The organism is Butyrivibrio sp. ob235 (assembly GCF_900109475.1).
Taxonomy (GTDB): Bacteria; Bacillota; Clostridia; order Lachnospirales; family Lachnospiraceae; genus Butyrivibrio.
On the sequence record NZ_FOBE01000002.1, the window covers coordinates 61,076 to 84,949 of the forward strand.

The 23,874-nt window shown below is 44.9% G+C and carries 15 protein-coding genes and 1 other annotated feature; all 15 genes read left to right on the top strand.

All coding sequences use genetic code 11. The features are described from left to right. Positions 1-117 precede the first annotated feature (117 nt). The 15 genes from BMW61_RS02795 (at position 118) to tuf (ending at position 23,861) form a co-directional block, all read left to right on the top strand. Positions 118-1,221: an ABC transporter substrate-binding protein gene (locus BMW61_RS02795; RefSeq protein WP_026499421.1), complete on the top strand. Its 1,104-nt coding sequence runs from the start codon at positions 118-120 to the stop codon at positions 1,219-1,221. A 110-nt stretch (positions 1,222-1,331) separates the two neighbouring features. Beyond that, positions 1,332-2,816: a sugar ABC transporter ATP-binding protein gene (locus BMW61_RS02800; RefSeq protein ID WP_091819972.1), complete on the top strand. Its 1,485-nt coding sequence runs from the start codon at positions 1,332-1,334 to the stop codon at positions 2,814-2,816. A 3-nt stretch (positions 2,817-2,819) separates the two neighbouring features. Next, on the top strand, positions 2,820-3,905 hold the full coding sequence (locus BMW61_RS02805) for an ABC transporter permease (RefSeq protein ID WP_022760808.1): 1,086 nt from the start codon (positions 2,820-2,822) through the stop codon (positions 3,903-3,905). Continuing rightward, positions 3,906-4,940 (top strand): ABC transporter permease subunit, encoded by a 1,035-nt coding sequence (locus BMW61_RS02810; RefSeq protein WP_091819707.1) that lies wholly within the window; start codon positions 3,906-3,908, stop codon positions 4,938-4,940. Further along, positions 4,937-5,974: an ABC transporter substrate-binding protein gene (locus tag BMW61_RS02815; protein WP_091819709.1), complete on the top strand. Its 1,038-nt coding sequence runs from the start codon at positions 4,937-4,939 to the stop codon at positions 5,972-5,974. Before BMW61_RS02810 ends, BMW61_RS02815 begins: the two co-directional genes overlap by 4 nt. A gap of 176 nt (positions 5,975-6,150) precedes the next feature. Next, positions 6,151-8,718 (top strand): preprotein translocase subunit SecA, encoded by a 2,568-nt coding sequence (gene secA / locus BMW61_RS02820; RefSeq protein WP_022760811.1) that lies wholly within the window; start codon positions 6,151-6,153, stop codon positions 8,716-8,718. Between the two features lie 107 nt (positions 8,719-8,825). Then, positions 8,826-9,968, top strand: a complete 1,143-nt coding sequence (prfB, locus tag BMW61_RS02825; RefSeq protein ID WP_026499424.1) for a peptide chain release factor 2 — start codon at positions 8,826-8,828, stop codon at positions 9,966-9,968. A 76-nt stretch (positions 9,969-10,044) separates the two neighbouring features. After that, positions 10,045-10,175 (top strand) — a sequence feature (ribosomal protein L10 leader region). 23 nt (positions 10,176-10,198) lie between these two features. Further along, complete coding sequence (gene rplJ / locus BMW61_RS02830; RefSeq protein ID WP_022760813.1) at positions 10,199-10,795, top strand: 50S ribosomal protein L10; 597 nt, start codon at positions 10,199-10,201, stop codon at positions 10,793-10,795. 47 nt (positions 10,796-10,842) lie between these two features. Next, positions 10,843-11,220: a 50S ribosomal protein L7/L12 gene (gene rplL, locus BMW61_RS02835; RefSeq protein WP_026526331.1), complete on the top strand. Its 378-nt coding sequence runs from the start codon at positions 10,843-10,845 to the stop codon at positions 11,218-11,220. Positions 11,221-11,428: 208 nt separating this feature from the next. Beyond that, complete coding sequence (gene rpoB / locus BMW61_RS02840; RefSeq protein ID WP_022760815.1) at positions 11,429-15,289, top strand: DNA-directed RNA polymerase subunit beta; 3,861 nt, start codon at positions 11,429-11,431, stop codon at positions 15,287-15,289. Positions 15,290-15,357: 68 nt separating this feature from the next. Further along, entirely contained in the window at positions 15,358-19,053 is a 3,696-nt protein-coding gene (rpoC, locus tag BMW61_RS02845; protein WP_091819974.1) for a DNA-directed RNA polymerase subunit beta', read from the top strand. A gap of 221 nt (positions 19,054-19,274) precedes the next feature. Next, the gene (gene rpsL, locus BMW61_RS02850; protein ID WP_022760817.1) at positions 19,275-19,694 is read left to right on the top strand and encodes a 30S ribosomal protein S12; all 420 of its coding nucleotides are present in this window, start codon (positions 19,275-19,277) and stop codon (positions 19,692-19,694) included. A gap of 174 nt (positions 19,695-19,868) precedes the next feature. Then, entirely contained in the window at positions 19,869-20,339 is a 471-nt protein-coding gene (rpsG, locus tag BMW61_RS02855) for a 30S ribosomal protein S7 (protein WP_022760818.1), read from the top strand. Positions 20,340-20,387: 48 nt separating this feature from the next. Next, on the top strand, positions 20,388-22,502 hold the full coding sequence (gene fusA, locus BMW61_RS02860) for an elongation factor G (protein WP_022760819.1): 2,115 nt from the start codon (positions 20,388-20,390) through the stop codon (positions 22,500-22,502). Between the two features lie 168 nt (positions 22,503-22,670). Continuing rightward, positions 22,671-23,861, top strand: coding sequence for an elongation factor Tu (gene tuf, locus BMW61_RS02865; protein WP_022760820.1), 1,191 nt, complete (start codon positions 22,671-22,673; stop codon positions 23,859-23,861). The last annotated feature ends 13 nt before the right edge of the window (positions 23,862-23,874 follow it).

Consider the following 23,874-nt stretch of genomic DNA (forward strand, 5'->3'; position numbering starts at 1 on the left):
CAATGCATTTTTTATTCAATGGCTTTTTTTACTAAAAAAATTAGAATAATACTTGTCGGGGACATAAGGGTTCCCACAGCTATTAACTTTCATATTTTTTTAGGAGGAAAAAAAGTTATGAAAAGAAAAGTATTGTCAATGGTAATGGCATCAGCAATGGCACTTAGCCTTGTTGCATGCGGTGGCGGCGCAAAACAGGAAGCTCCTGCAGAGTCTGCAGCAACAGAGACTCCCGCAGCTGAAGAGACAACAACAGAAGAGCCCGCAGCTGAAGAGACAACAGCTGAAGAGACAACTACAGAAGAGCCCGCAGCTGAAGAGACAACAGCAGCATCTGGCGACCTTATCAAGGTTGGTATCATCAACAACGATCCTAACGAGTCCGGTTATCGTACAGCTAACGATGCTGACTTAAAGGCAATGTTCAATGAGGCAAACGGCTATGATGCTAAGTTTGCTTACAGCTTAAAGAATGATGAGCAGATCACAGCAGCTCAGGGCTTTATCCAGGACGAAGTTGATTATCTTCTTCTTTCCGCAGCTGACACAGCAGGCTGGGATTCAGTTCTTCAGGATGCACAGGCAGCAGGTGTAAAGGTTATTCTTTTCGACCGTACAATCGATGCAGATCCTTCACTCTATGAGGCTTCTATCGTTTCTGATATGGCTAAGGAAGGTGAGATGGCAGTTGAGTGGCTCGCAGGTCAGGGACTTGATGAGTACAACATCATCCACATTCAGGGTGTTATGGGCTCAGCAGCTCAGCAGGGACGTTCCGGAGCTCTTAGCGACAAGGTTGACGCAGAGGCATCATGGAACCTCGTTACACAGCAGACAGCTGAGTGGAATGCAGAGAAAGCTCAGCAGATCGTTCAGTCAGTTATCGATGCAGGCACACCTTTCAACGTAATCTATGCAGAGAACGACGATATGGCTAAGGGTGCAGTTGCAGCTCTTGACGCAGCTGGTATCTCTCACGGCGTTGGCAAAGACGTAATCGTTATGGGTTATGACTGCAACAAGTGGGCACTTGAAGAGCTTCTTGCTCAGAACTGGAACTACGACGGACAGTGCAATCCTTTCCAGGCTAGTTACATCGATGAGATCATCAAGACTCTTGAGAGCGGCGGCACACTTTCAGAGAAGACAATCATCATGGATGAGAAGGGCTTCGATGCTACAACAATTACACAGGATGACGTAGACAAGTACGGAATCTAATAGTTGATTTATTGAGCGGTGCGGAATGTCCGCACCGCTCTTTCTTTTGAAATGGAGTAAGTAGAAAAAAGGAAAGAGGTAAGTCAGTGGAAGATAACAGAGTTTTGGAAATGCGAGGCATAGTAAAAACCTTCCCGGGTGTTAAGGCTTTGCAGAATGTGGACTTTTCTCTGAATAAAGGTGAGATTCATGCGCTTATGGGAGAAAACGGCGCAGGAAAATCAACCCTGATAAAGGTTCTCACGGGTGTTTACAGTAAGGATGCAGGTACCATCACTCTTGAAGGAAAGGGTGAAGTAGCAATTCACTCACCCCAGGATGCCCAGAAAAATGGCATCAGTACAGTGTATCAGGAGATCACACTTTGCCCTAATCTTACTGTTGCCGAGAACATGTTCATAGGGCGCGGAGAAGGTAAGATAACAAATTGGAAAAAAATGAATGAGGAGGCGGACAAGCTTCTTCAGTCACTGGAAATACCTGCCAAGGCAAAGCAGCAGCTTTCAAACTGCTCCATCGCGGTTCAGCAGATGGTTGCAATTGCAAGGGCGGTAGATATGGATTGTAAGGTGCTTATCCTCGATGAGCCTACATCATCACTTGATGAGCAGGAGGTTGAAAAGCTTTTCGGTCTCATGAGAGATCTTAAAGCCAGAGGCGTAGGTATCATTTTCGTAACCCACTTCCTTGATCAGGTTTACGAAGTTTGTGACAAGATAACGGTTCTTCGTGACGGTCAGCTTGTCGGGGAATATGAGATCAAGGATCTGCCCAGAGTTCAGCTGGTTGCCAAGATGCTTGGTAAAGAGATGGATGACCTCTCGGATATTAAGGGAGAGGGCGGAAGCTATGAAGGTGCGGATGCCGATGAACGTGTATTTGAGGCATCGGAGCTTCAGAGTAATGCAGGAATCAAGCCCTTTGATTTCTATATTAAAAAGGGTGAGGTCAACGGATTTACCGGACTTCTCGGTTCCGGAAGAAGTGAGTGCGTAAGAGCTATTTTCGGAGCAGACAGAGTTCTTAACGGAACTGTAAAGATGCACGGAAAAGAGGTTAAGATCAGCAAGCCGCTCGATGCCATGAAGCATGGAATTGCTTACCTTCCTGAGGACAGAAAAGGTGACGGTATAATCGGTGATCTGTCTGTTAAGGAAAACATAATCCTGGCACTTCAGGTGCTTACCGGATTTTTCAAGCCCTTCAGCAAGGCTCAGGTAAATGCGTTTGCTGAGGAGTACATAAAGAAGCTGAACATAAAGACAGCTTCGGTAGACACACCTATAAAGTCTCTCTCCGGAGGAAATCAGCAGAAGGTTATCCTTGCGAGATGGCTGCTTATGCATCCTGAGTATCTTATTCTTGATGAGCCTACGAGAGGTATCGATGTAGGAACCAAGGTTGATATTCAGAAGCTTGTTCTTGAGCTTGCAAAAGAGGGTATGAGTGTTACTTTCATTTCTTCGGAAACAGACGAGATGCTCAGAACCTGCTCAAGACTTGTGGTTATGAGAGACAGAAAGGTTGTAGGGGAACTCAGTGGCGGTGACCTTACACAGAATAAGATAATGAGTACAATCGCGGGGGATAAGTAAGATATGAGTAAAACAGCAAATAAAGATGAGAGCTTTTTCAAAAAGCTCGTTGGAAATCAGTTGTTTATACCGATCCTGGCACTTCTTCTCCTGGCGGTAATAAACCTGATCAATGATCCGGGATTTTTCAAAATAACTCTCGGAACTAACAATGCAGGTAATCCGGTTCTCTCCGGATACCTTATAACAATTCTGGACTACGGCTCAGAGCTTGGTATTCTGGCTATAGGCATGACACTGGTTACAGCTGCTTCAGGCGGACAGGATATTTCTGTCGGCGCTACAATCGCTATTGCTGGTTCTGCTATGCTGAGAGTTCTGTGCGGCGGTACTTCAAGACCTACAGAGCTTGCGGCACCAATCATTGTTGCATTCCTTGTAGCTTGTGTAGTAGGAATGCTCTGTGGAGCTTTTAACGGAATGTTGGTTGCGGTATTCAAGATTCAGCCCATGATAGCGACGCTTATACTGTTTACGGCCGGACGCTCCATCGCAGCGTGGATCAACAACAATGAGCTTCCTATTGTTCCGGATCCCAAGTTCGCATACTTTGGAAGTTTCATTCCCGGAATTCCGGTTCCGACAACAGTTTTCATTGTTATTGCATGCATCATTGTAATCGCACTTGTGCTTAAGTTTACAAACCTCGGTCTTTATACCCAGGCAGTTGGTATCAACGAGAATTCTTCAAGACTCAACGGTATCAATCCTACATTTATAAAGTTCCTCAGTTTTGTTATTCTTGGACTCTGCGTGGCAGTTGCAGCACTTATCAAGGTCAGCAGACTTTCAACCATCAATTATTCCGTTATTGCAAAGGACATAGAGATGGATGCAATCCTTGCGGTTGCACTTGGCGGAAATGCACTTTCCGGCGGTAAGTTTAATATGTGGGCTTCTATTTTGGGAGCATATGTAATTCAGTTCCTTACAACAACTCTCTATAAATTCAACGTTCAGTCGGATGCTCTTGCAGCATACAAGGCAGTAGTCGTTATCGTACTTGTTGTGTTCTCTGCTCCGACAGTGAGAGATTATATGAAGCAGCTTACCAAGAAGGTCGCGCCTGCGAAGAAGGAGGTGGCCTGAATGAGCGGTTCAAAGAAAAATATTTTCGGGAAGATGAATGATACTTCTCTTCTCCTTACTATTACTATAGTGATTTTCTTCCTTATGTATATCGGAGCTATTGTGTTCCAGGGGGGTGCTTTCACAAAGCCCCAGATGTTCTTTAACATCCTGAATGCAAATGCGGCTCTCATTATTACAGCATGCGGAATGAGCGTGGTTATGATCTCCGGCGGAATCGATATTTCAGTCGGCGGTGTCGTTGCTCTTGTATCCATGTGCTGCGCGGTTTATCTTGATTATCACGACGGAAGCATCATCGGATCAATACTTATAGCTCTTGGCATCGGTATTGCTTACGGCTTAGTTCAGGGCTTCCTTGTAGCTTATCTTGATATCCAGCCTTTCATCGTTTCCCTTGCAGGTATGTTCTTTGCAAGAGGTATGACAACTATTGTTAACACAGCTCCTTTCAATGTTGCTGATGATGAGTTTACAGCCCTTAAGCTTACAAGAATTATTATTCCCGGAATGGGAACCACGAACAAAAAGGGCATTTATGTACCTGCCTATGTAGAAATCGGTGTAATCGTTGCGCTGATAGTTGTAGCCGTTTTGTTTATTGCTCTTCGCTGGACAAAACTAGGCCGCAGTTTTTACGCAGTGGGCGGCAACAAGCAGAGCGCACTTATGCTTGGCATCAATGTAAAGAGAACAAAGTTCCTTTCACACATGATCTGCAGCGTTCTCGCAGGTATCGGCGGTTATGTTTATTTCCTCCATGTTGGTTCAGGTTCAGCCAGCCATGCGATGGGTATGGAAATGAACGCTATCGCATCATCAATCATCGGTGGCACAATGCTTACCGGTGGTGTGGGAAATATTATCGGAACACTTTTCGGAGTGCTCTCACTTAGTACAATTCAGAACATCGTTTCGTCAGCAGGTCTTGACCAGGCTTGGTGGACCGGTATCACAATCGCAGCGATGCTCTGCATATTCCTTCTGATCCAGAGCGTGGTTATGGCTCAGAAAAAGAAAGCATTAAAAGCATGAAAAAGATTGCCACACTACTTACCTTACTGCTCCTCCTGCCGGCTCTTGCAGCCGGCTGCGGGAGCAGTGCCATTAAAGAAGAAAGCACAGATGAAACCGTTGAAGAAGATCTCATAACTGTGGGATTTTCACAGCTTGGCGCGGAATCCGACTGGAGAAATACCAATACAATCTCCATGCAGGAGGCCTTCACCAGGGATAACGGTTTTAATCTTGTATATAAAAACGGACAGCAAAAACAGGCTAACCAGATAACTGCAGTCAGGATGTTTATTCAGCAGGGCGTCGATTATATCGTGCTTGCTCCCGCAACAGAGACAGGATGGGAATCAGTTCTGACGGAAGCCAGAGACGCAGGAATACCTGTTATTCTAGTGGACAGAAGAGTTGATGTAGCAGATAAAACACTCTTTTCCTGCTGGGTTGGTTCGGACTTCGAGCTTGAAAGTAAGAAGATGACCGAATGGCTAAGGAAATTAACTGAAGTACGAAACATCTCACCTGAGGAGCTTCATATAGTAAATATCCAGGGGACGATGGGATCCACCGCTCAGATCGGAAGAACCAGGGGACTGGCCAATGCAGCAAGGGAGAACGGCTGGGATCTCATAACAGAGGTCAGCGGTGACTTTACTGAAAATAAAGGCAGAGAAGTTATGGCTGCAATGCTCAAGGGGTATGACAACATCAACGTGGTTTACTGCGAGAACGACAATATGGCTATAGGTGCAATAGACGCCTTGGAAGCGGCAGGAAAACGCGTGGGACCCAATATAAAAAACGGAGAAGTAATGGTGGTCTCTTTTGATGGCGTGAATGAAAAGTCCCTTGAATATTGCAGAGAAGGAAAGATATCCTGCATAGCAGAGTGCAACCCGCTCCACGGTCCCAGAGTCCGGGCGCTTATTGAGGCTCTGGACAAAGGAGAGACTCCGGAAACCTTCAACTATGTTGATGAGAAGATATTCAGTTCTCTTAACACGGTAAAGAGTGTTACTGTGGATGGCATAGAGTATTCGGTTGAGGAGCCCTGAGAGGGCGTTCCCAAAGGATGACGGAGCCTGTTTTGGCGTTGCTGTCATGTTTTATGTTGATAATATTTTTGTTATTTGTTAGAATGTCATGTGAGATTTTGTCTTTATTAAAGTAGGAGGCGAATCAGAGGCCTCCTACTTTTTTACATGTAATTATTTAAACGGAGTGTTAAGAAATGAGCATTATTGATAAGATCATCGGTACACACAGCGAGAGAGAGCTTAAGAGAATCCAGGGAACTGTAGATAAGATCGAGAGTCTGCAGCCTGAGATGAAGAAGCTTTCTGATGAAGAGCTGAAGGCTAAGACCGATGAATTCAAGAAGAGACTTGAGAGTGGGGAGACGCTGGACGACATTTTGCCCGAGGCATATGCCACTGTTCGTGAGGCAGCATGCAGAGTACTCGGTATGGAACATTTCCGCGTTCAGCTTATAGGTGGAGTTATTCTTCATCAGGGTCGTATCGCAGAGATGCGTACCGGTGAAGGTAAGACCCTTGTGGCTACCCTTCCTTCATATCTTGATGCACTTGCAGGTAAGGGTGTTCATGTTGTAACGGTCAACGATTACCTTGCTAAGCGTGATGCTGAGTGGATGGGAAAAGTTCATGAGTTTCTCGGATTGACTGTCGGTGTTGTTCTTAACAGCATGAACAGTGAGGAGAGACAGGCAGCTTATAACTGCGACATCACTTACGTTACCAATAATGAACTTGGTTTCGACTATCTTCGTGATAATATGGCTATTTACAAAGAGCAGTGCGTTCTTCGCGGACTTAATTACGCCATCATCGATGAGATTGACTCAATTCTTATTGACGAAGCCCGTACACCTCTTATTATTTCCGGTCAGAGCGACAAGTCCACAAAGCTCTACGAGGCTTGCGACATCCTCGCTAAGCAGATGACTCGCGGTGCTGATATGGAAGAGTTCTCCAAGATGGATGCCATCATGGGTATCGAGCAGGAGGAGTCCGGAGATTTCATAGTTAATGAGAAGGATAAGCTTGTAAACCTTACTGCACAGGGTGTTGCTAAGGTTGAGAACTTCTTCAGAATAGATAACCTTGCTGATCCCGAAAACCTCGAGATCCAGCACAACATAATCCTTGCTCTTCGCGCAAACAACCTTATGGCGAAGGATCACGACTACATTGTTAAAGATGATGAAGTACTTATCGTCGATGAGTTTACCGGTCGTGTAATGCCCGGACGTCGTTATTCAGATGGTCTCCACCAGGCTATCGAGGCTAAGGAGCATGTAAAGGTTAAGAGAGAATCCAAGACACTTGCTACCATTACTTTCCAGAACTTCTTTAACAAGTTCGAGAAAAAGTGTGGTATGACAGGTACTGCTCTTACAGAGGAGCGCGAGTTCCGTGATATCTACGGAATGGACGTTATAGAGATTCCTACCAACAGACCTGTTATCCGTAAGGACCTTCAGGATGCTGTTTACAAAACAAAGAAGGAGAAACTCAATGCTGTAGCTGATGCTGTTCAGGCAGCTCATGAAAAGGGACAGCCTGTTCTGGTTGGTACCATAACAATTGAGTCTTCAGAGGAAGTAAGTAAGCTCCTTAAAAAGAGAGGAATCCCGCACAACGTATTGAATGCGAAGTTCCATGAGATGGAAGCACAGATTGTCGCAGAGGCAGGAAAACACGGCGCTGTTACAATCGCTACCAACATGGCAGGACGTGGTACCGATATTAAGCTTGATGACGAGGCACTTGCAGCCGGCGGTCTTAAGATTGTGGGTACAGAGCGTCATGAGAGTAGACGTATAGATAATCAGCTTCGTGGACGTTCAGGACGTCAGGGAGATCCCGGTGAATCAAAGTTCTATCTTTCACTTGAGGATAACCTTCTTAGACTGTTTGGTTCAGAGAGACTTATCTCCATGTTTAATTCCCTTGGTATTCCGGAGGGACAGGAGATTGAGCATAAGGCTTTGTCAAAAGCAATCGAGTCAGCTCAGAAGAAGATCGAGGATAACAACTTCGGTATTCGTAAAAATCTTCTTGAGTATGACCAGGTTAACAATGAGCAGAGAGAGATCATCTATGACGAGCGCAGACGTGTTCTTAACGGTGACAGCATGCGTGATACTGTTTATAAGATGATTACGGATATAGTTGAGGAGGCTGTGGAGACAGTAGTAGGAGAGGTGACCGATTCCGATGAGTGGAATCTTACAGAGCTCAATGAGCTTCTGCTTCCTACGATTCCGCTTAAGAAGATCAATCGCGGACGAATCAACAAGCTTACCAAGAACGGCCTTAAGCAGCAGCTCAAGGAAGAGGCAGTTAAGCTCTATGAGGAAAAAGAAGCGGAGTTCCCGGAACCCGAGACAATCCGTGAGATCGAGCGTGTAATTCTCCTTAAGGTTATCGACAGAAAGTGGATGGACCACATTGACGATATGGATCAGCTTCGTCAGGGTATCGGCCTTCAGGCTTTCGCTCAGAGAGATCCTAAGATTGAGTATAAGCTTGCCGGTTTTGAGATGTTCGATGAGATGACACGTAACATCAAGGAAGATACCGTAAGACTTCTCTTCCACGTTCACATCGAAGAGAAGGTAGAGCGTGAGCAGGTTGCAAAGGTAACAGGTACCAATAAAGACGATAGCGCTGCGAAGGAACCCGTTAAGCGTATGGAAGCCAAGGTTTATCCCAACGATCCATGCCCTTGCGGAAGCGGTAAGAAATTTAAAAACTGCCACGGCAGAATGCAGTAACAATTACTGCCTTCCCCTTTTTAAGGGGAAGGTGGCCGCGAAGCGGCCGGATGAGGTTTATCTTGGATGGAATTATAATCCAAGTTTTTTTATGGAAGGATTCAAGTATGGTAATTTTAGATCAGATGAAGGTTGAACTCTCAAACCTGAGGGGGACTCTCGACGAGGTGACAGGTTCACTTGACCTTGATTCAAAGAAGAAAATGATCGAAGAGCTTTCCCGTGAGATGGAAGAGCCTACCTTCTGGGATGATGCTGAGAAGGCCAACAAGAAGACAAGAAATCTTAAGAACATGCAGGATCTTGTTGCAGAGGTAGAAGGTCTTCACAAACAGTACGACGATATGATGGATCTCATCGACCTTCAGAATGAAGAGGGTGTTGATGATGACGATATGGCTGCAGAGATCAGGTCAGAGCTTGATCAGTTTGAAGATACTCTTGAGAAAATCCGTATCAGTAACCTTTTGAACGGACCTTATGACAAATATGATGTAATCCTCAGACTTAATGCAGGTGCAGGTGGAACAGAGGCTTGCGACTGGGCATCAATGCTCTACAGAATGTACACCAGATGGGCTGAGAGAAAGGGCTTCTCAACAGAAGTTCTTGACTATCTCGATGGTGATGAAGCCGGAATCAAGTCGGTTACATTCCAGATTTCAGGAACTAATGCTTACGGACTTCTTAAGTCAGAGCACGGTGTTCACAGACTTGTTCGTATCAGCCCGTTCAATGCACAGGCTAAGAGACAGACATCATTCGTTTCCTGTGATATCATGCCTGATATTGAGGAAGATGTAGATATCGACATTAACCCTGATGACCTTAGAATTGATACATATCGTTCAAGTGGTGCGGGTGGACAGCACATCAATAAGACATCATCTGCTGTGCGTATCACACATATTCCTACAGGTGTTGTAGTTGCTTGTCAGAATGAGCGTTCTCAGTTCCAGAACAAGGACAAGGCAATGCAGATGCTGAAAGCAAAGCTCTTCATTATGAAACAGGAAGAGCAGGCAGCGAAGCTTGCAGGTATCAGAGGTGAGGTAATGGATAACGCATGGGGAAGTCAGATCAGATCCTATGTCCTTCAGCCTTACACAATGGTTAATGATACTCGAACAGGTTTTAAGGCGTCTAATGCTGACGGAGTTCTTGATGGGGATCTTGATCCGTTCATCAATGCGTATCTTAAGTGGCTCGCAACCGGTGGTAAGCCTGTTGGAGACACAGAAGAAGAGTAACATCAAATATTAAGAAACTGATTATAAACTTTTGAAAAAAGTTGTTGACACAGTTGTATTATTGTGTTAATCTACTCAAGGTCGTTATGACCAGCCGAAGACAGTAGGTGTCATTTGATGACGTAAGCACAGCGCCTACCGAGGAAAAAGTTTTAATATGACTTTTATGCCTCTTGTCTTTGTGATAAGAGGTTTTTCTTTGGCGGTAAATTCTATAAGGAGGTAAAAAGATGGCAAAGGTTGAATTAAAACAGCCCGTAGTAAAAGAGATTTCTGAGAAAATTCAGAACGCTCAGGCACTCGTACTTGTAGATCACCGTGGTTTAACTGTTGCTGAGGACACAGAGCTTCGTAGAAAGCTTCGTGCTGAGAACGTCAGCTACAAGGTTTACAAAAATACGATGATGAACTTCGCATTCAAGGGCACAGATTTTGAGCAGCTTTCAGATCTTCTTAACGGACCCAGCGCACTCGCTATTTCCGAGACAGATCCTGCAGCTCCTGCACGTGTGCTCTGCGATTTCGCAAAGAAGGCAAAGGCACTTGAGATCAAAGGTGGTGTGATCGAGGGCAAGCTGTATGATGCAGAGGCACTCAAGGAGATCGCAAACATCCTTCCCAAGGATCAGTTGCTTTCCAAGTTGCTTGGTTCTATGCAGTCACCTATCACAAACTTCGCTCGCGTTATTAAGCAGATCGCTGAGAAGAAGGCTGAGGGCGGTGAAGAAGCAGCACCTGCAGCAGAAGCAGCTCCTGCAGAGGAGGCTCCCGCAGCAGAGACAGCTGAGGCTCCTGCTGAAGAGGCAGCAGCAACAACAGCTGAGTAATATTTTAATTTTGAAAACAAACTTATTTTTAATGGAGGTAAATAATAATGGCAAAGTTATCTACAGCAGAGATTATCGATGCAATCAAAGAGTTATCAGTTCTTGAGCTTAACGATCTCGTTAAGGCTTGTGAGGAAGAGTTCGGCGTATCAGCAGCAGCAGGTGTTGTTGTAGCAGCAGCAGGCGGCGCAGCAGCAGGTGCTGAGGAAGAGAAGACTGAGTTCAACGTAGAGCTTACAGAAGTAGGTCCTAACAAGGTTAAGGTTATCAAGGTTGTTCGTGAGATCACAGGTCTTGGTCTTAAGGAAGCAAAGGATCTTGTAGACAATGCTCCTAAGATGATCAAGGAAGGCGCTTCTAAGGAAGAGGCTGATGACATCAAGGCTAAGGTTGAGGCTGAGGGTGCTAAGGTTACTCTTAAGTAATCCATCACTTATGAATTTACTGAAGGGAAGATACGTAGGTATCTTCCCTTTTTCGTTTCAAAAAAATAGATAAAAAAATTACTTGACGCGCGAAAAAGCTTGTTGTACAATGGATGATGCACTATTGTGGAGTGGTGGGCTTTTGCGCGCTTTTTTAGAGTACAACAGCTCAGCAGCCAAATAAAAAATAAGAACGGGGTGAATGTCAATGGAAAAAAACAGATTGCATCCTAGTGGTACTGGTAAGAATGTACGTATGAGTTTCCAGCGCCAGAAGGAAGTCCTGGAGATGCCGAACCTGATCGAAGTTCAGAAGAACTCCTATCAATGGTTCCTTGACGAGGGCCTTAAAGAGGTCTTTGACGATATCTCTCCTATTGAAGATTACAGCGGTAAGCTGAGTCTTGAGTTTGTTGATTTCAAGCTTTGTGAAGATGAAATCGATAAAAACAAGAACACAATCGAGAAATGTAAAGAGAGAGATGCAACTTTTGCAGCACCGCTTAAGGTTATGGTCCGTCTTAACAATAAGGAGAGCGGAGAGATCGCAGAGCATGAGATTTTTATGGGTGATCTTCCTCTTATGACAGCAACCGGAACCTTCGTTATCAACGGAGCAGAGCGTGTAATCGTCAGCCAGCTTGTACGTTCCCCCGGTATCTATTACGATATTACTCGCGATAAGATCGGTAAAAAGCTTATCGCATGCACCGTTATTCCTAACCGTGGTGCATGGCTCGAGTATGAGACCGATTCCTATGACGTATTTTATGTAAGAGTAGACAGAACCAGAAAAGTACCGGTTACTGTCCTGATTCGTGCGCTTGGAATCGGATCCAACGAAGAAATTTTAGACCTGTTTGGTGATGAGCCCAAGATCCAGGCTTCATTTACAAAGGATCCCTCGACTGATTACCAGAGTGGTCTTCTTGAGTTGTATAAAAAGATTCGTCCCGGCGAGCCTCTTAGCGTAGAAAGTGCAGAGAGCCTTATTACAGCTATGTTCTTTGATGCAAGAAGATATGATCTTGCAAAGGTTGGACGTTATAAGTTCAATAAGAAGCTTCACTTCAAGAACAGAATTAATAAGCAGATTCTTGCAGAGGATGTTATCGATGAGAACACAGGCGAGATGATTGCAGCTGCAGGCACAAAGGTTGATCGTGCTCTTGCAACTGACATTCAGAATGCAGGTATTCCTTATGTTCTTATTCAGGGCGAGGAGCGTAATATCAAGGTTCTTTCTAATATGATGGTTGATATTACAAGCTTTATCGATTGTAATCCTGAAGAGCTCGGAATTACTGAGGATGTTTATTATCCTGCACTCAGAGATATTCTTACAGAGTATGCTGATAAGGATCCTGAGAGCCTTGCTGACGTTATCAGAAAGAATGTAAACGAGCTTATTCCTAAGCACATTACTAAGGAAGATATTCTTGCTTCCATTAACTATAATATGCACCTTGAATATGGTATTGGCCATGACGATGATATCGATCACCTTGGTAATCGTCGTATCCGTTGTGTTGGTGAGCTTTTACAGAACCAGTACAGAATTGGTCTTTCCAGACTTGAGCGTGTTGTTCGTGAGCGCATGACAACTCATGACGCAGATGAGATCTCAGCACAGAGCCTTATCAACATCAAGCCTGTACAGGCTGCTGTTAAGGAGTTCTTCGGATCTTCACAGCTGTCACAGTTCATGGATCAGAACAACCCTCTTGGTGAGCTTACACATAAGCGTCGTCTTTCAGCACTTGGTCCCGGCGGTCTTTCAAGAGACAGAGCAGGATTCGAGGTTCGAGACGTACACTATACTCACTACGGACGTATGTGCCCTATTGAGACTCCTGAAGGACCCAACATCGGTCTTATCAACTCACTTGCAAGTTATGCAAGAGTTAACCAGTATGGTTTCGTGGAGGCTCCTTATCGTAAGGTAGATCGCACGGATCCTCAGAACCCTCGTGTAACTGATGAGGTTGAGTATCTTACAGCGGATGAAGAAGATAATTTCCATGTAGCTCAGGCTAACACACCTCTTGATGAGAACGGCTATTTCAAGAAGAATAATGCTTCAGGCCGTTACAGAGAGGAGACTTCCGAGTATCCGAAGACAATGTTTGAGTACATGGACGTATCACCGAGAATGGTATTCTCAGTTGCTACAGCGCTTATTCCTTTCCTTGAGAATGACGATGCTAACCGTGCTCTTATGGGATCAAACATGCAGCGTCAGGCAGTACCGCTTCTTACAACAGAGGCACCTGCAGTAGGAACAGGCATGGAGCAGAAGGCAGCTGTTGACTCAGGTGTTTGCGTAGTTGCTAAAAAAGATGGTGTTATCGACTTTGTTGACAGCAAACTTATTCAGATGACTTATGATGACGGTGAGAAGGAAGAGTATCACCTTATCAAGTTCCAGAGAAGTAACCAGAGTAACTGCTATAACCAGAGACCTATAGTATTCAAGGGTGACCATGTTAAAGCTGGTCAGGTTATCGCTGATGGTCCTTCCACTTACATGGGTGAGCTTGGTCTTGGTAAGAACCCTCTTATCGGATTTATGACATGGGAAGGTTATAACTACGAGGACGCTGTTCTTCTTAGTGAGAGACTTGTTCGTGACGATGTATTCACTTCTATTCATATTGAAGAGTATGAAGCAGAAGCTCGTGAGACAAAGCTCGGACCTGAAGAAATAACAAGAGATGTTCCCGGTGTCGGCGATGAAGCACTTAAGGATCTTGACGATCGCGGAATTATTCGTATCGGTGCAGAGGTTCGTGCGGGTGATATCCTTGTAGGTAAGGTTACTCCTAAGGGAGAGACAGAGCTTACAGCAGAAGAGAGACTCCTTCGTGCCATCTTCGGTGAGAAGGCACGTGAGGTAAGAGATACATCACTTAAGGTTCCTCACGGTGAGTATGGTATCGTTGTTGATGCCAAGGTATTCACAAGAGAGAATGGTGATGAACTCAGCCCTGGTGTAAACCAGGCAGTTCGTATTTATATAGCACAGAAGAGAAAGATTTCAGTCGGAGATAAGATGGCTGGTCGTCACGGTAACAAGGGTGTCGTTTCCCGCGTGCTTCCTATTGAAGATATGCCGTACCTGCCTAACGGACGTCCGCTGGATATCGTGCTTAATCCTCTTGGCGTGCCTTCTCGTATGAATATCGGACAGGTCCTTGAGATTCACCTTTCACTTGCTGCTAAGGCTCTTGGATTCAATATTGCAACACCTATTTTTGATGGTGCTAACGAGAAAGATATACAGGCTACTCTGACCATGGCTAACGATTATGTAAACAGCTCATGGGAAGAGTTTGAAGAGAAATATAAAGATTCTGTTGATCCCGAGATCATGAAGTATCTATATGACAACAGAGATCACAGAGAGCTTTGGAAGGGTGTTCCGATCCACACAGATGGTAAGGTGCAGCTTCGCGACGGACGCACAGGTATTCCGTTCGATTCACCGACCACTATCGGACACATGCATTACCTTAAGCTCCATCACCTTGTTGATGATAAGATCCATGCACGTTCAACCGGCCCTTACTCACTGGTTACACAGCAGCCTCTTGGCGGTAAGGCTCAGTTCGGTGGACAGCGTTTCGGAGAGATGGAAGTTTGGGCTCTTGAGGCTTATGGCGCAGCTTATACACTTCAGGAGATCCTTACAGTTAAGTCTGATGACGTTGTTGGTCGTGTTAAGACTTACGAAGCTATCATTAAGGGTGATAATATCCCTGAACCCGGAGTACCTGAATCCTTCAAGGTTCTTTTGAAGGAACTCCAGTCACTTGGTCTGGATGTACGCGTACTTCGCGAGGATAATACAGAGGTTGAGATCATGGAGTCAGTTGATTACAGTGATTCTGACTACCGCTATGAGATCGAAGGTGAGGTTAACCGAGATTACGATCGTGAGAATCTTGCTGAGAACGGTTATCAGACACAGGCTTTTGATGAAGACGGAGAGCTTGTGACTGAAGATGAAGACGGAGCAGCTTTCGAGGAAGAATTTGATGCTGCAGACGGTCTTGATGACAACTTTTAATATGCGGTAATAAAGTAACTGCAATCATGTAAACAACAGAAAAGAGGTTACGAATGTCTGATTCTACAATGAATAAAGCAATAAACGATGCTTCAAGCGGAAGATCTTCAGCAGCACCGACATATCAGCCAATGACTTTTGACGCAATTAAGATTGGTCTCGCTTCTCCTGAGAAGATCAGAGAGTGGTCACATGGCGAAGTATTAAAGCCTGAGACAATCAACTATCGTACACTTAAGCCTGAGAGAGACGGTCTCTTCTGTGAGAAGATTTTCGGACCCACAAAGGATTGGGAGTGTCACTGCGGAAAGTATAAGAAGATTCGTTACAGAGGTGTTATCTGCGACCGTTGCGGCGTTGAGGTAACAAAGAGCAGTGTTCGTCGTGAGCGTATGGGCCACATCGAGCTTGCTGCTCCTGTATCACATATCTGGTATTTCAAGGGTATTCCCAGCCGTATGGGCCTTATCCTTGATCTTTCACCCAGAGTACTTGAGAAGGTTCTCTATTTCGCATCATATATAGTTCTTGATGCAGGTGAGACTAACCTTGAGTACAAGCAGGTTCTTTCAGAAAAAGAGTATCAGGATGCTCGTGAAGAGTGGGGCGGAAAATTCCGTGCCGGCATTGGTGCAGAGGCTGTAAAAGAGCTTCTTATGAGCATCGATCTTGAGGCAGAGTATCAGGAACTCAAGGAAGGCCTTGATACTTCAAGCGGACAGAAGAAACAGCGTATCATCAAGAGACTTGAGGTTGTTGAGTCTTTCCGTGAGTCAGGTAATGATCCGTCATGGATGATTCTTGACTGCATACCGGTAATTCCTCCGGATCTTCGTCCTATGGTTCAGCTTGATGGTGGACGTTTTGCAACATCAGATCTTAATGATCTGTATCGTCGTATCATCAACCGTAATAACCGTTTGAAGAGACTCCTTGACCTTGGAGCTCCGGATATTATCGTAAGAAACGAGAAGCGTATGCTTCAGGAGGCAGTTGATGCCCTTATAGATAACGGTAGACGTGGAAGACCTGTAACAGGCCCCGGAAACCGTGCGCTTAAGTCACTTTCAGACATGCTTAAAGGTAAGGGCGGTCGTTTCCGTCAGAACCTCCTTGGTAAGCGTGTTGACTATTCAGGACGTTCAGTTATCGTCGTAGGCCCTGAACTTAAGATATATCAGTGCGGACTTCCTAAGGAAATGGCTATTGAGCTTTTCAAGCCCTTCGTTATGAAAGAACTTGTTTCCAGAGGAATCTCACAGAATATAAAGAATGCCAAGAAGCTTGTTGAGAGACTTGATGAGCAGGTATGGGATGTGCTTGAGGATGTAATCAAAGAGCACCCTGTAATGCTTAACCGTGCTCCCACACTTCACAGACTTGGTATTCAGGCGTTTGAGCCCATCCTTGTAGAAGGTAAAGCTATTAAGCTTCATCCACTCGTATGTACGCCTTTCAATGCGGACTTCGACGGTGACCAGATGGCTGTACATCTTCCGCTGTCAGTTGAGGCACAGGCAGAGAGCAGATTCCTTATGCTTGCTCCCAATAACCTGCTTAAGCCTTCAGATGGTGGCCCTGTAAACGTTCCTACTCAGGATATGGTCCTTGGTATCTACTATCTTACACAGGAGCGTGAAGGTGCTAAGGGCGAGGGTAAGTTCTTCAAGAGCATTGATGAAGCTATCCTTGCATATGAAAATGATTACATTACACTTCAGTCAAAGATTACTATCCGTGTAAGCCGTAAGAACGAGAACGGTGAGGAAGAATCAGGACTTGTTGAATCTACACTCGGAAGATTCCTGTTTAATGAGTTCATTCCTCAGGATCTTGGATTTGTAGATCGTTCCGTACCGGAGAACAAGTATAAGCTTGAGATCGACTTCATGGTTGGTAAGAAGCAGCTGAAGAAGATTGTTACAAATATGATCAATACTCATGGAACATTTGCTACAGCAGAGGTTCTTGATAAGATCAAGTCTACAGGTTATCACTACTCAACAAGAGCTGCCATGACTGTATCAATCGCAGATATGACAGTGCCTCCGCAGAAGCAGGAGATGCTTGATAAGGCTCAGGCAGTAGTTGATGAGATTGCAACAAATTACCGTCGTGGTCTTATGACAGACGAAGAGCGTTATCGTCTTGTAGTTGAGACTTGGATGGAGACAGATAAACAGCTTACAGATGTACTTCTTAAGGGACTTGATAAGTACAACAACATCCACATGATGGCTGATTCCGGAGCCCGTGGTAGTGATCAGCAGATCAAGCAGCTCGCAGGTATGCGTGGACTTATGGCTGATACAACAGGTCGTACAATCGAACTTCCTATCAAGTCAAACTTCCGTGAAGGTCTGGATGTTCTGGAGTACTTCATGTCAGCGCATGGTGCTCGTAAGGGTCTGTCAGATACAGCTCTTCGTACAGCCGATTCCGGATACCTGACACGTCGAATGGTTGACGTATCTCAGGAGCTTATCATTCGTGAGCTTGACTGTAGTGAAGGAAAGGCTACTATCCCCGGAATTACCGTTAAGGAATTCAAGGATGGTAAGGCTATGATTGAGCCTTTAGAGGATCGTATCACAGGAAGATATACATGTGAGGATATCAAGGATAAGGATGGCAATATCATTGTTAAGAAGAATCACATCATTACTCCCAGCCGTGCTAAGAGAATTCTCAGTGAGGGTGTTAACAGTAATGGTGATCCTGTAACAAAGGTTAAGATTCGTACAATCCTTACCTGCCGTTCACACATCGGTATCTGTGCTAAGTGCTACGGAGCAAACATGGCAACAGGTGAGCCTGTTCAGGTTGGTGAGACAGTTGGTATTATCGCTGCTCAGTCAATCGGTGAGCCCGGTACACAGCTTACCATGAGAACCTTCCATACCGGTGGTGTTGCCGGTGGCGATATCACACAGGGTCTTCCCCGTGTTGAGGAACTTTTCGAGGCAAGAAAACCTAAGGGACTTGCTATTATTTCAGAGCTTGATGGTACAGCTACCATTAAGGATACAAAGAAAAAGCGCGAGGTTATCATCACAAACAATGAGACCGGAGAGTCCAAGGCATATCTCATTCCTTACGGATCCAGAATCAAGGTTATGGATAACGAGCAGGTTGAGGCCGGTGACGAGCTTACAGAAGGTAGTGTAAATCCTCATGATCTTCTTAAGATCAAGGGAATCCGTGCAGTTCAGGATTATCTGCTCCGCGAGGTTCAGAGAGTTTATCGTCTGCAGGGTGTTGATATCTGCGATAAGCATATCGAGGTTATCGTTCGTCAGATGCTCAAGAAGGTTCGTATTGAGGAGAGCGGAGATACAAACTTCCTTCCCGGAACACTTGTTGACGTACTCGACTTTGAGGATGACAACGAAAGACTTATCAGCGAAGGCAAAAAGCCCGCTGAAGGCAAGCAGGTTATTCTTGGTATCACCAAGGCAGCGCTTGCAACCAACTCATTCCTGTCAGCAGCTTCATTCCAGGAGACCACAAAGGTTCTTACAGATGCAGCTATTAAGGGTAAGGTTGATCCGCTTATCGGACTTAAGGAAAATGTTATTATCGGTAAGCTGATTCCTGCAGGTACAGGTATGAAGCGTTATCGCAACACAGCGCTCAATACAGATGCAAACTTCAAGGATCCCGAGAAGCTCATCTTAAAGAAGCGTTTTGATGATGACGATGAGATTATTACTGACCTCGACACAGATGCAGAAGAAGTAGTTGTAGCTGATGATGAGGAGTAAGTACTTTTCGAAATTATGAAAAGTATATAAAATAGTGCAATTTTAATTAGATTGTGCTTGACAAGGTAAATTTATATATTTATACTTAAAAACTGTGCGACGAGCGAGAGGGTAACTATGCCCTTTCGCTTGATGCATGTCGGTGATTGCGGGTTTTCTCATGTCAGGAGATAACTTGTTTATCATAAATGTTTTACCAATTAATACAGGAGGTGAAAGGAATGCCAACATTTAACCAGTTAGTTCGTAAAGGTCGTCAGACTTCCGAGAAGAAGTCTACAGCTCCTGCGCTTCAGAGAGGTTTCAATTCTCTTCACAAGAAGGCAATTGATACATCTTCTCCTCAGAAGAGAGGCGTATGCACAGCAGTTAAGACCGCTACACCTAAGAAGCCTAACTCTGCTCTTAGAAAGATCGCCAGAGTACGTCTTTCAAACGGTATCGAGGTAACAAGCTATATCCCCGGAGAAGGTCACAACCTTCAGGAGCATAGCGTAGTTCTCATCCGTGGCGGAAGAGTTAAGGACCTGCCTGGTACAAGATATCACATTATCCGTGGAACTCTTGACACAGCAGGTGTTGCAGACCGTAAGCAGGCTCGCTCCAAGTACGGCGCAAAGAGACCTAAGGCTGCAAAGTAATCTAAGTAACTATCATAACAAGATCTAATTTTTATTAAGTGTTGGTACTTTTTTTCATATTTAATATATAGAATTAAGAGAACCGCACGTACACTAAAATTAGTGAGTACCTATGATCTATAGTAAACAGATGAAGACTGACACTCATCTGCGATTCTAAAGGAGGGAAGAACCGTGCCGCGTAAAGGACATATTGTAAAACGTGACGTATTAGCGGATCCTTTATACGATAACAAGGTTGTAACCAAGCTTATCAACACAGTTATGCTTGATGGTAAGAAGGGTGTTGCACAGAAGATCGTATATGGTGCATTCGCACAGGTAGAGGAGAAGGCTGGTAAGCCTGCTCTTGAAGTATTCGAGGGTGCTATGAACAACATCATGCCCGCTCTCGAGGTAAAAGCTAGACGTATCGGTGGTGCTACATATCAGGTACCGATCGAGGTTCGTCCGGACAGACGTCAGGCTCTTGCACTTCGCTGGCTTGTAACATTTTCTCGTAACAGAGGCGAGAAGACCATGGTTGACAGACTTGCATCAGAGATTCTTGATGCATTCAACAACACTGGTGCATCTGTAAAGAGAAAAGAGGATATGCACAAGATGGCAGAAGCAAACAAGGCATTCTCACACTACAGATTCTAATAGAATTTTGGTGTCGGAAACGTCGATTATTATTAGGAGGATAAACCTTTGGCTGAAAGACAATATCCATTGGAGAGAACCAGAAACATCGGTATTATGGCTCATATTGATGCCGGTAAGACTACTCTTACAGAGCGTATTCTTTATTACACCGGTGTTAACTATAAGATTGGTGAGACCTACGAAGGTACTGCTACCATGGACTGGATGGAACAGGAGCAGGAGAGAGGTATCACAATCACATCTGCAGCTACAACATGCCATTGGACACTTCAGGAAAACGGAAAGGTTAAGCCCGGTGCTCAGGAGCATCGTATCAACATTATCGATACTCCCGGCCACGTTGACTTTACCGTTGAGGTTGAGCGTTCACTTCGTGTACTTGATGGCGCTGTAGGCGTATTCAGTGCAAAAGAAGGCGTTGAGCCTCAGTCTGAGAACGTTTGGCGTCAGGCTGATGGATTTAATGTTCCTCGTATGGCATTCATCAACAAGATGGATATCATTGGAGCAAACTATTTCGGAGCTGTTGAGCAGATCAGAAATAGACTTAAGAAAAATGCTATCATGATCGAGATCCCAATCGGAGCTGAGGATCAGTTCCAGGGTATAATCGACCTTTTTGAGATGCAGGCTTATATCTATAATGATGATAAGGGTGAAGATGTAACAATCGGAGAGATTCCTGCAGATCTTAAAGATGATGCTGAGCTTTATCATGGTGAGCTTGTTGAGAAGATCTGTGATCTTGATGACGAGCTTATGATGAAGTATCTCGAAGGTGAAGAGCCTACTAAGGAGGAGCTTAAGGCTGCTCTTCGTAAGGCTACTTGTGAGTGTAAGGCTTTCCCTGTATGCTGTGGTTCTGCACACAGAAACCGTGGTATCCAGAAGCTTATCGATGCTGTTATCGAGTTCATGCCTTCACCTGTTGATATCCCTGCTTGTAAGGGTACTGACATGGATGGCAACGAGGTTGAGGTTGAGTCAACAGATGATGGCCCGTTCGCAGCTCTTGCATTCAAGATTGTCAGCGATCCTTTCGTAGGAAAGCTTGCATTCTTCCGCGTATATCGTGGTACAGCAAATTCAGGTTCTTATGTACTTAACAGTACTAAGGATAACAAGGAACGTCTTGGACGTATCCTTCAGATGCACGCTAACAAGCGTTCAGACCTTGATAAGGTTTACTCAGGTGATATCGCTGCAGCTGTTGGTCTTAAGAACACAACTACAGGTGATACACTCTGTGATGAGAAGAACCCCGTAATCCTTGAGTCTATGGAGTTCCCGGATCCCGTTATCGAGCTTGCTATCGAGCCTAAGACCAAGGCTGGTCAGCAGAAGCTTGACGAAGCTCTTATGAAGCTTGCTGAAGAGGATCCTACATTCAGAGCACATACAAACTCTGAGACAGGTCAGACTATCATCGCTGGTATGGGTGAGCTTCACCTTGATATCATCGTTGACAGACTTCTTCGTGAGTATAAAGTAGAGGCTAACGTTGGTGCACCTCAGGTTGCATACAGAGAAGCTCTTCTTAATGCTTGCGATATTGAAAGTAAGTATGCTAAGCAGTCCGGTGGACGTGGTCAGTATGGTCACTGTAAGGTTCGTTTCGAGCCTATGGATGCCAACGGAGAGAACCTTTACCAGTTCGATAGCGAAGTTGTCGGTGGATCTATTCCTAAGGAATACATCCAGCCTATCAGCGAGGGTATCGAAGAGGCTATGAAGGCAGGCTCTCTCGGCGGATTCCCGGTTGTTGGTGTACATGCAACAGTTTATGATGGATCATACCATGAAGTCGATTCTTCAGAAATGGCATTCCACATTGCCGGATCTATGGCATTCAAGGATGCTATGGCTAAGGGCGGAATGGTTCTTCTTGAGCCCATCATGAAGGTTGAAGTTACAATGCCCGAAGAGTACATGGGTGATGTTATCGGTGACGTTAACTCACGTCGTGGACAGGTTGAAGGTATGGACGACATGGGCGGTGGAAAGATTGTCAGAGCACATGTTCCGCTTGCTGAGATGTTCGGATATGCTACAGACCTTCGTTCAAGAACTCAGGGTCGTGGTAACTACTCTATGTTCTTCGAGAAGTATGCTCCTGTTCCGAAGAACATCCAGGAGAAAGTACTTTCTAACAAAAATTAATAAATAAATTAAGGGCGGCAACGATTTCTAACGAAATCGTGCCACAAAGCCCTTGTTTATACTATTTTATGCTTGATTTCAAGTGTAAATTTTAATATAATCGATATAGTCGGTTATTATGAGAAAAAATGTTGAAGTAACATTTTTATTTAAGGAGGATATTTAAAAATGGCAAAAGCTAAGTTTGACAGAAGTAAGCCGCACGTAAACATTGGTACAATCGGACACGTTGACCATGGTAAGACAACTCTTACAGCAGCTATCACAACTGTTCTTGCAGACAGAGGATTCAGCCCTGCTGTTGCTTTCGATCAGATCGATAAAGCACCCGAGGAAAAAGAGCGTGGTATCACAATCAACTCAGCTCACATCGAGTATGAGACAGCTACAAGACACTACGCACACGTTGACTGCCCTGGCCACGCTGACTATGTAAAGAACATGATCACAGGTGCTGCACAGATGGATGGTTCTATCCTCGTTGTTGCTGCTACTGATGGTGTTATGGCTCAGACAAGAGAGCACGTTCTTCTTGCTCGTCAGGTAGGTGTTCCTTACATCATCGTATTCATGAACAAGTGCGATATGGTTGATGATCCTGAACTTCTTGACCTTGTTGAGATGGAGATCAGAGACCTTCTTACAGAGTATGAGTTCCCTGGAGATGATATTCCGATCATCCGTGGTTCTGCACTTAAGGCTCTTGAGGATCCTAAGTGTGAGTGGGGCGATAAGATCATGGAGCTTATGGATACAGTTGATTCTTACATCCCTGAACCTACTCGTGAAACAGATAAGCCTTTCCTTATGCCTGTTGAGGACGTATTCACAATCACAGGTCGTGGAACAGTTGCTACAGGTCGTGTAGAGAGAGGTCACCTCAACCTTAACGACGAAATCGAAATCGTTGGTATCAAGGAAGAGTCTTCTAAGTCTGTATGTACTGGTATCGAGATGTTCCGTAAGACTATGGATTACTGTGAAGCTGGTGACAACGTAGGTCTTCTTCTTCGTGGTGTAGACCGTGACGGTATCCAGAGAGGTCAGTGTATCACAAAGCCCGGTTCTGTAACTTGCCACAAGAAGTTCACAGCAGAGGTTTACGTTCTTACTAAGGACGAGGGTGGACGTCATACACCTTTCTTCAACAACTATAGACCTCAGTTCTACTTCAGAACAACTGACGTTACAGGTGTTTGCAATCTTCCCGAGGGTACAGAGATGTGCATGCCTGGTGACCACGTAACAATGTCTATCGAGCTTATTCACCCCATCGCTATGGAGCAGGGTCTTAAGTTCGCTATCCGTGAGGGTGGACGTACAGTTGGATCAGGTAAGGTTGCTACAATCGTTGAGTAATTACATAGCCTTG

Bases quoted from the DNA above. Each gene is read 5' to 3' on its own strand.
- BMW61_RS02795 (WP_026499421.1), top strand. From the start codon at position 118: ATGAAAAGAAAAGTATTGTCAATGGTAATGGCATCAGCAATGGCACTT.
- BMW61_RS02800 (WP_091819972.1), top strand. From the start codon at position 1,332: ATGCGAGGCATAGTAAAAACCTTCCCGGGTGTTAAGGCTTTGCAGAAT.
- BMW61_RS02805 (WP_022760808.1), top strand. From the start codon at position 2,820: ATGAGTAAAACAGCAAATAAAGATGAGAGCTTTTTCAAAAAGCTCGTT.
- BMW61_RS02810 (WP_091819707.1), top strand. From the start codon at position 3,906: ATGAGCGGTTCAAAGAAAAATATTTTCGGGAAGATGAATGATACTTCT.
- BMW61_RS02815 (WP_091819709.1), top strand. From the start codon at position 4,937: ATGAAAAAGATTGCCACACTACTTACCTTACTGCTCCTCCTGCCGGCT.
- secA (WP_022760811.1), top strand. From the start codon at position 6,151: ATGAGCATTATTGATAAGATCATCGGTACACACAGCGAGAGAGAGCTT.
- prfB (WP_026499424.1), top strand. From the start codon at position 8,826: ATGGTAATTTTAGATCAGATGAAGGTTGAACTCTCAAACCTGAGGGGG.
- rplJ (WP_022760813.1), top strand. From the start codon at position 10,199: ATGGCAAAGGTTGAATTAAAACAGCCCGTAGTAAAAGAGATTTCTGAG.
- rplL (WP_026526331.1), top strand. From the start codon at position 10,843: ATGGCAAAGTTATCTACAGCAGAGATTATCGATGCAATCAAAGAGTTA.
- rpoB (WP_022760815.1), top strand. From the start codon at position 11,429: ATGGAAAAAAACAGATTGCATCCTAGTGGTACTGGTAAGAATGTACGT.
- rpoC (WP_091819974.1), top strand. From the start codon at position 15,358: ATGAATAAAGCAATAAACGATGCTTCAAGCGGAAGATCTTCAGCAGCA.
- rpsL (WP_022760817.1), top strand. From the start codon at position 19,275: ATGCCAACATTTAACCAGTTAGTTCGTAAAGGTCGTCAGACTTCCGAG.
- tuf (WP_022760820.1), top strand. From the start codon at position 22,671: ATGGCAAAAGCTAAGTTTGACAGAAGTAAGCCGCACGTAAACATTGGT.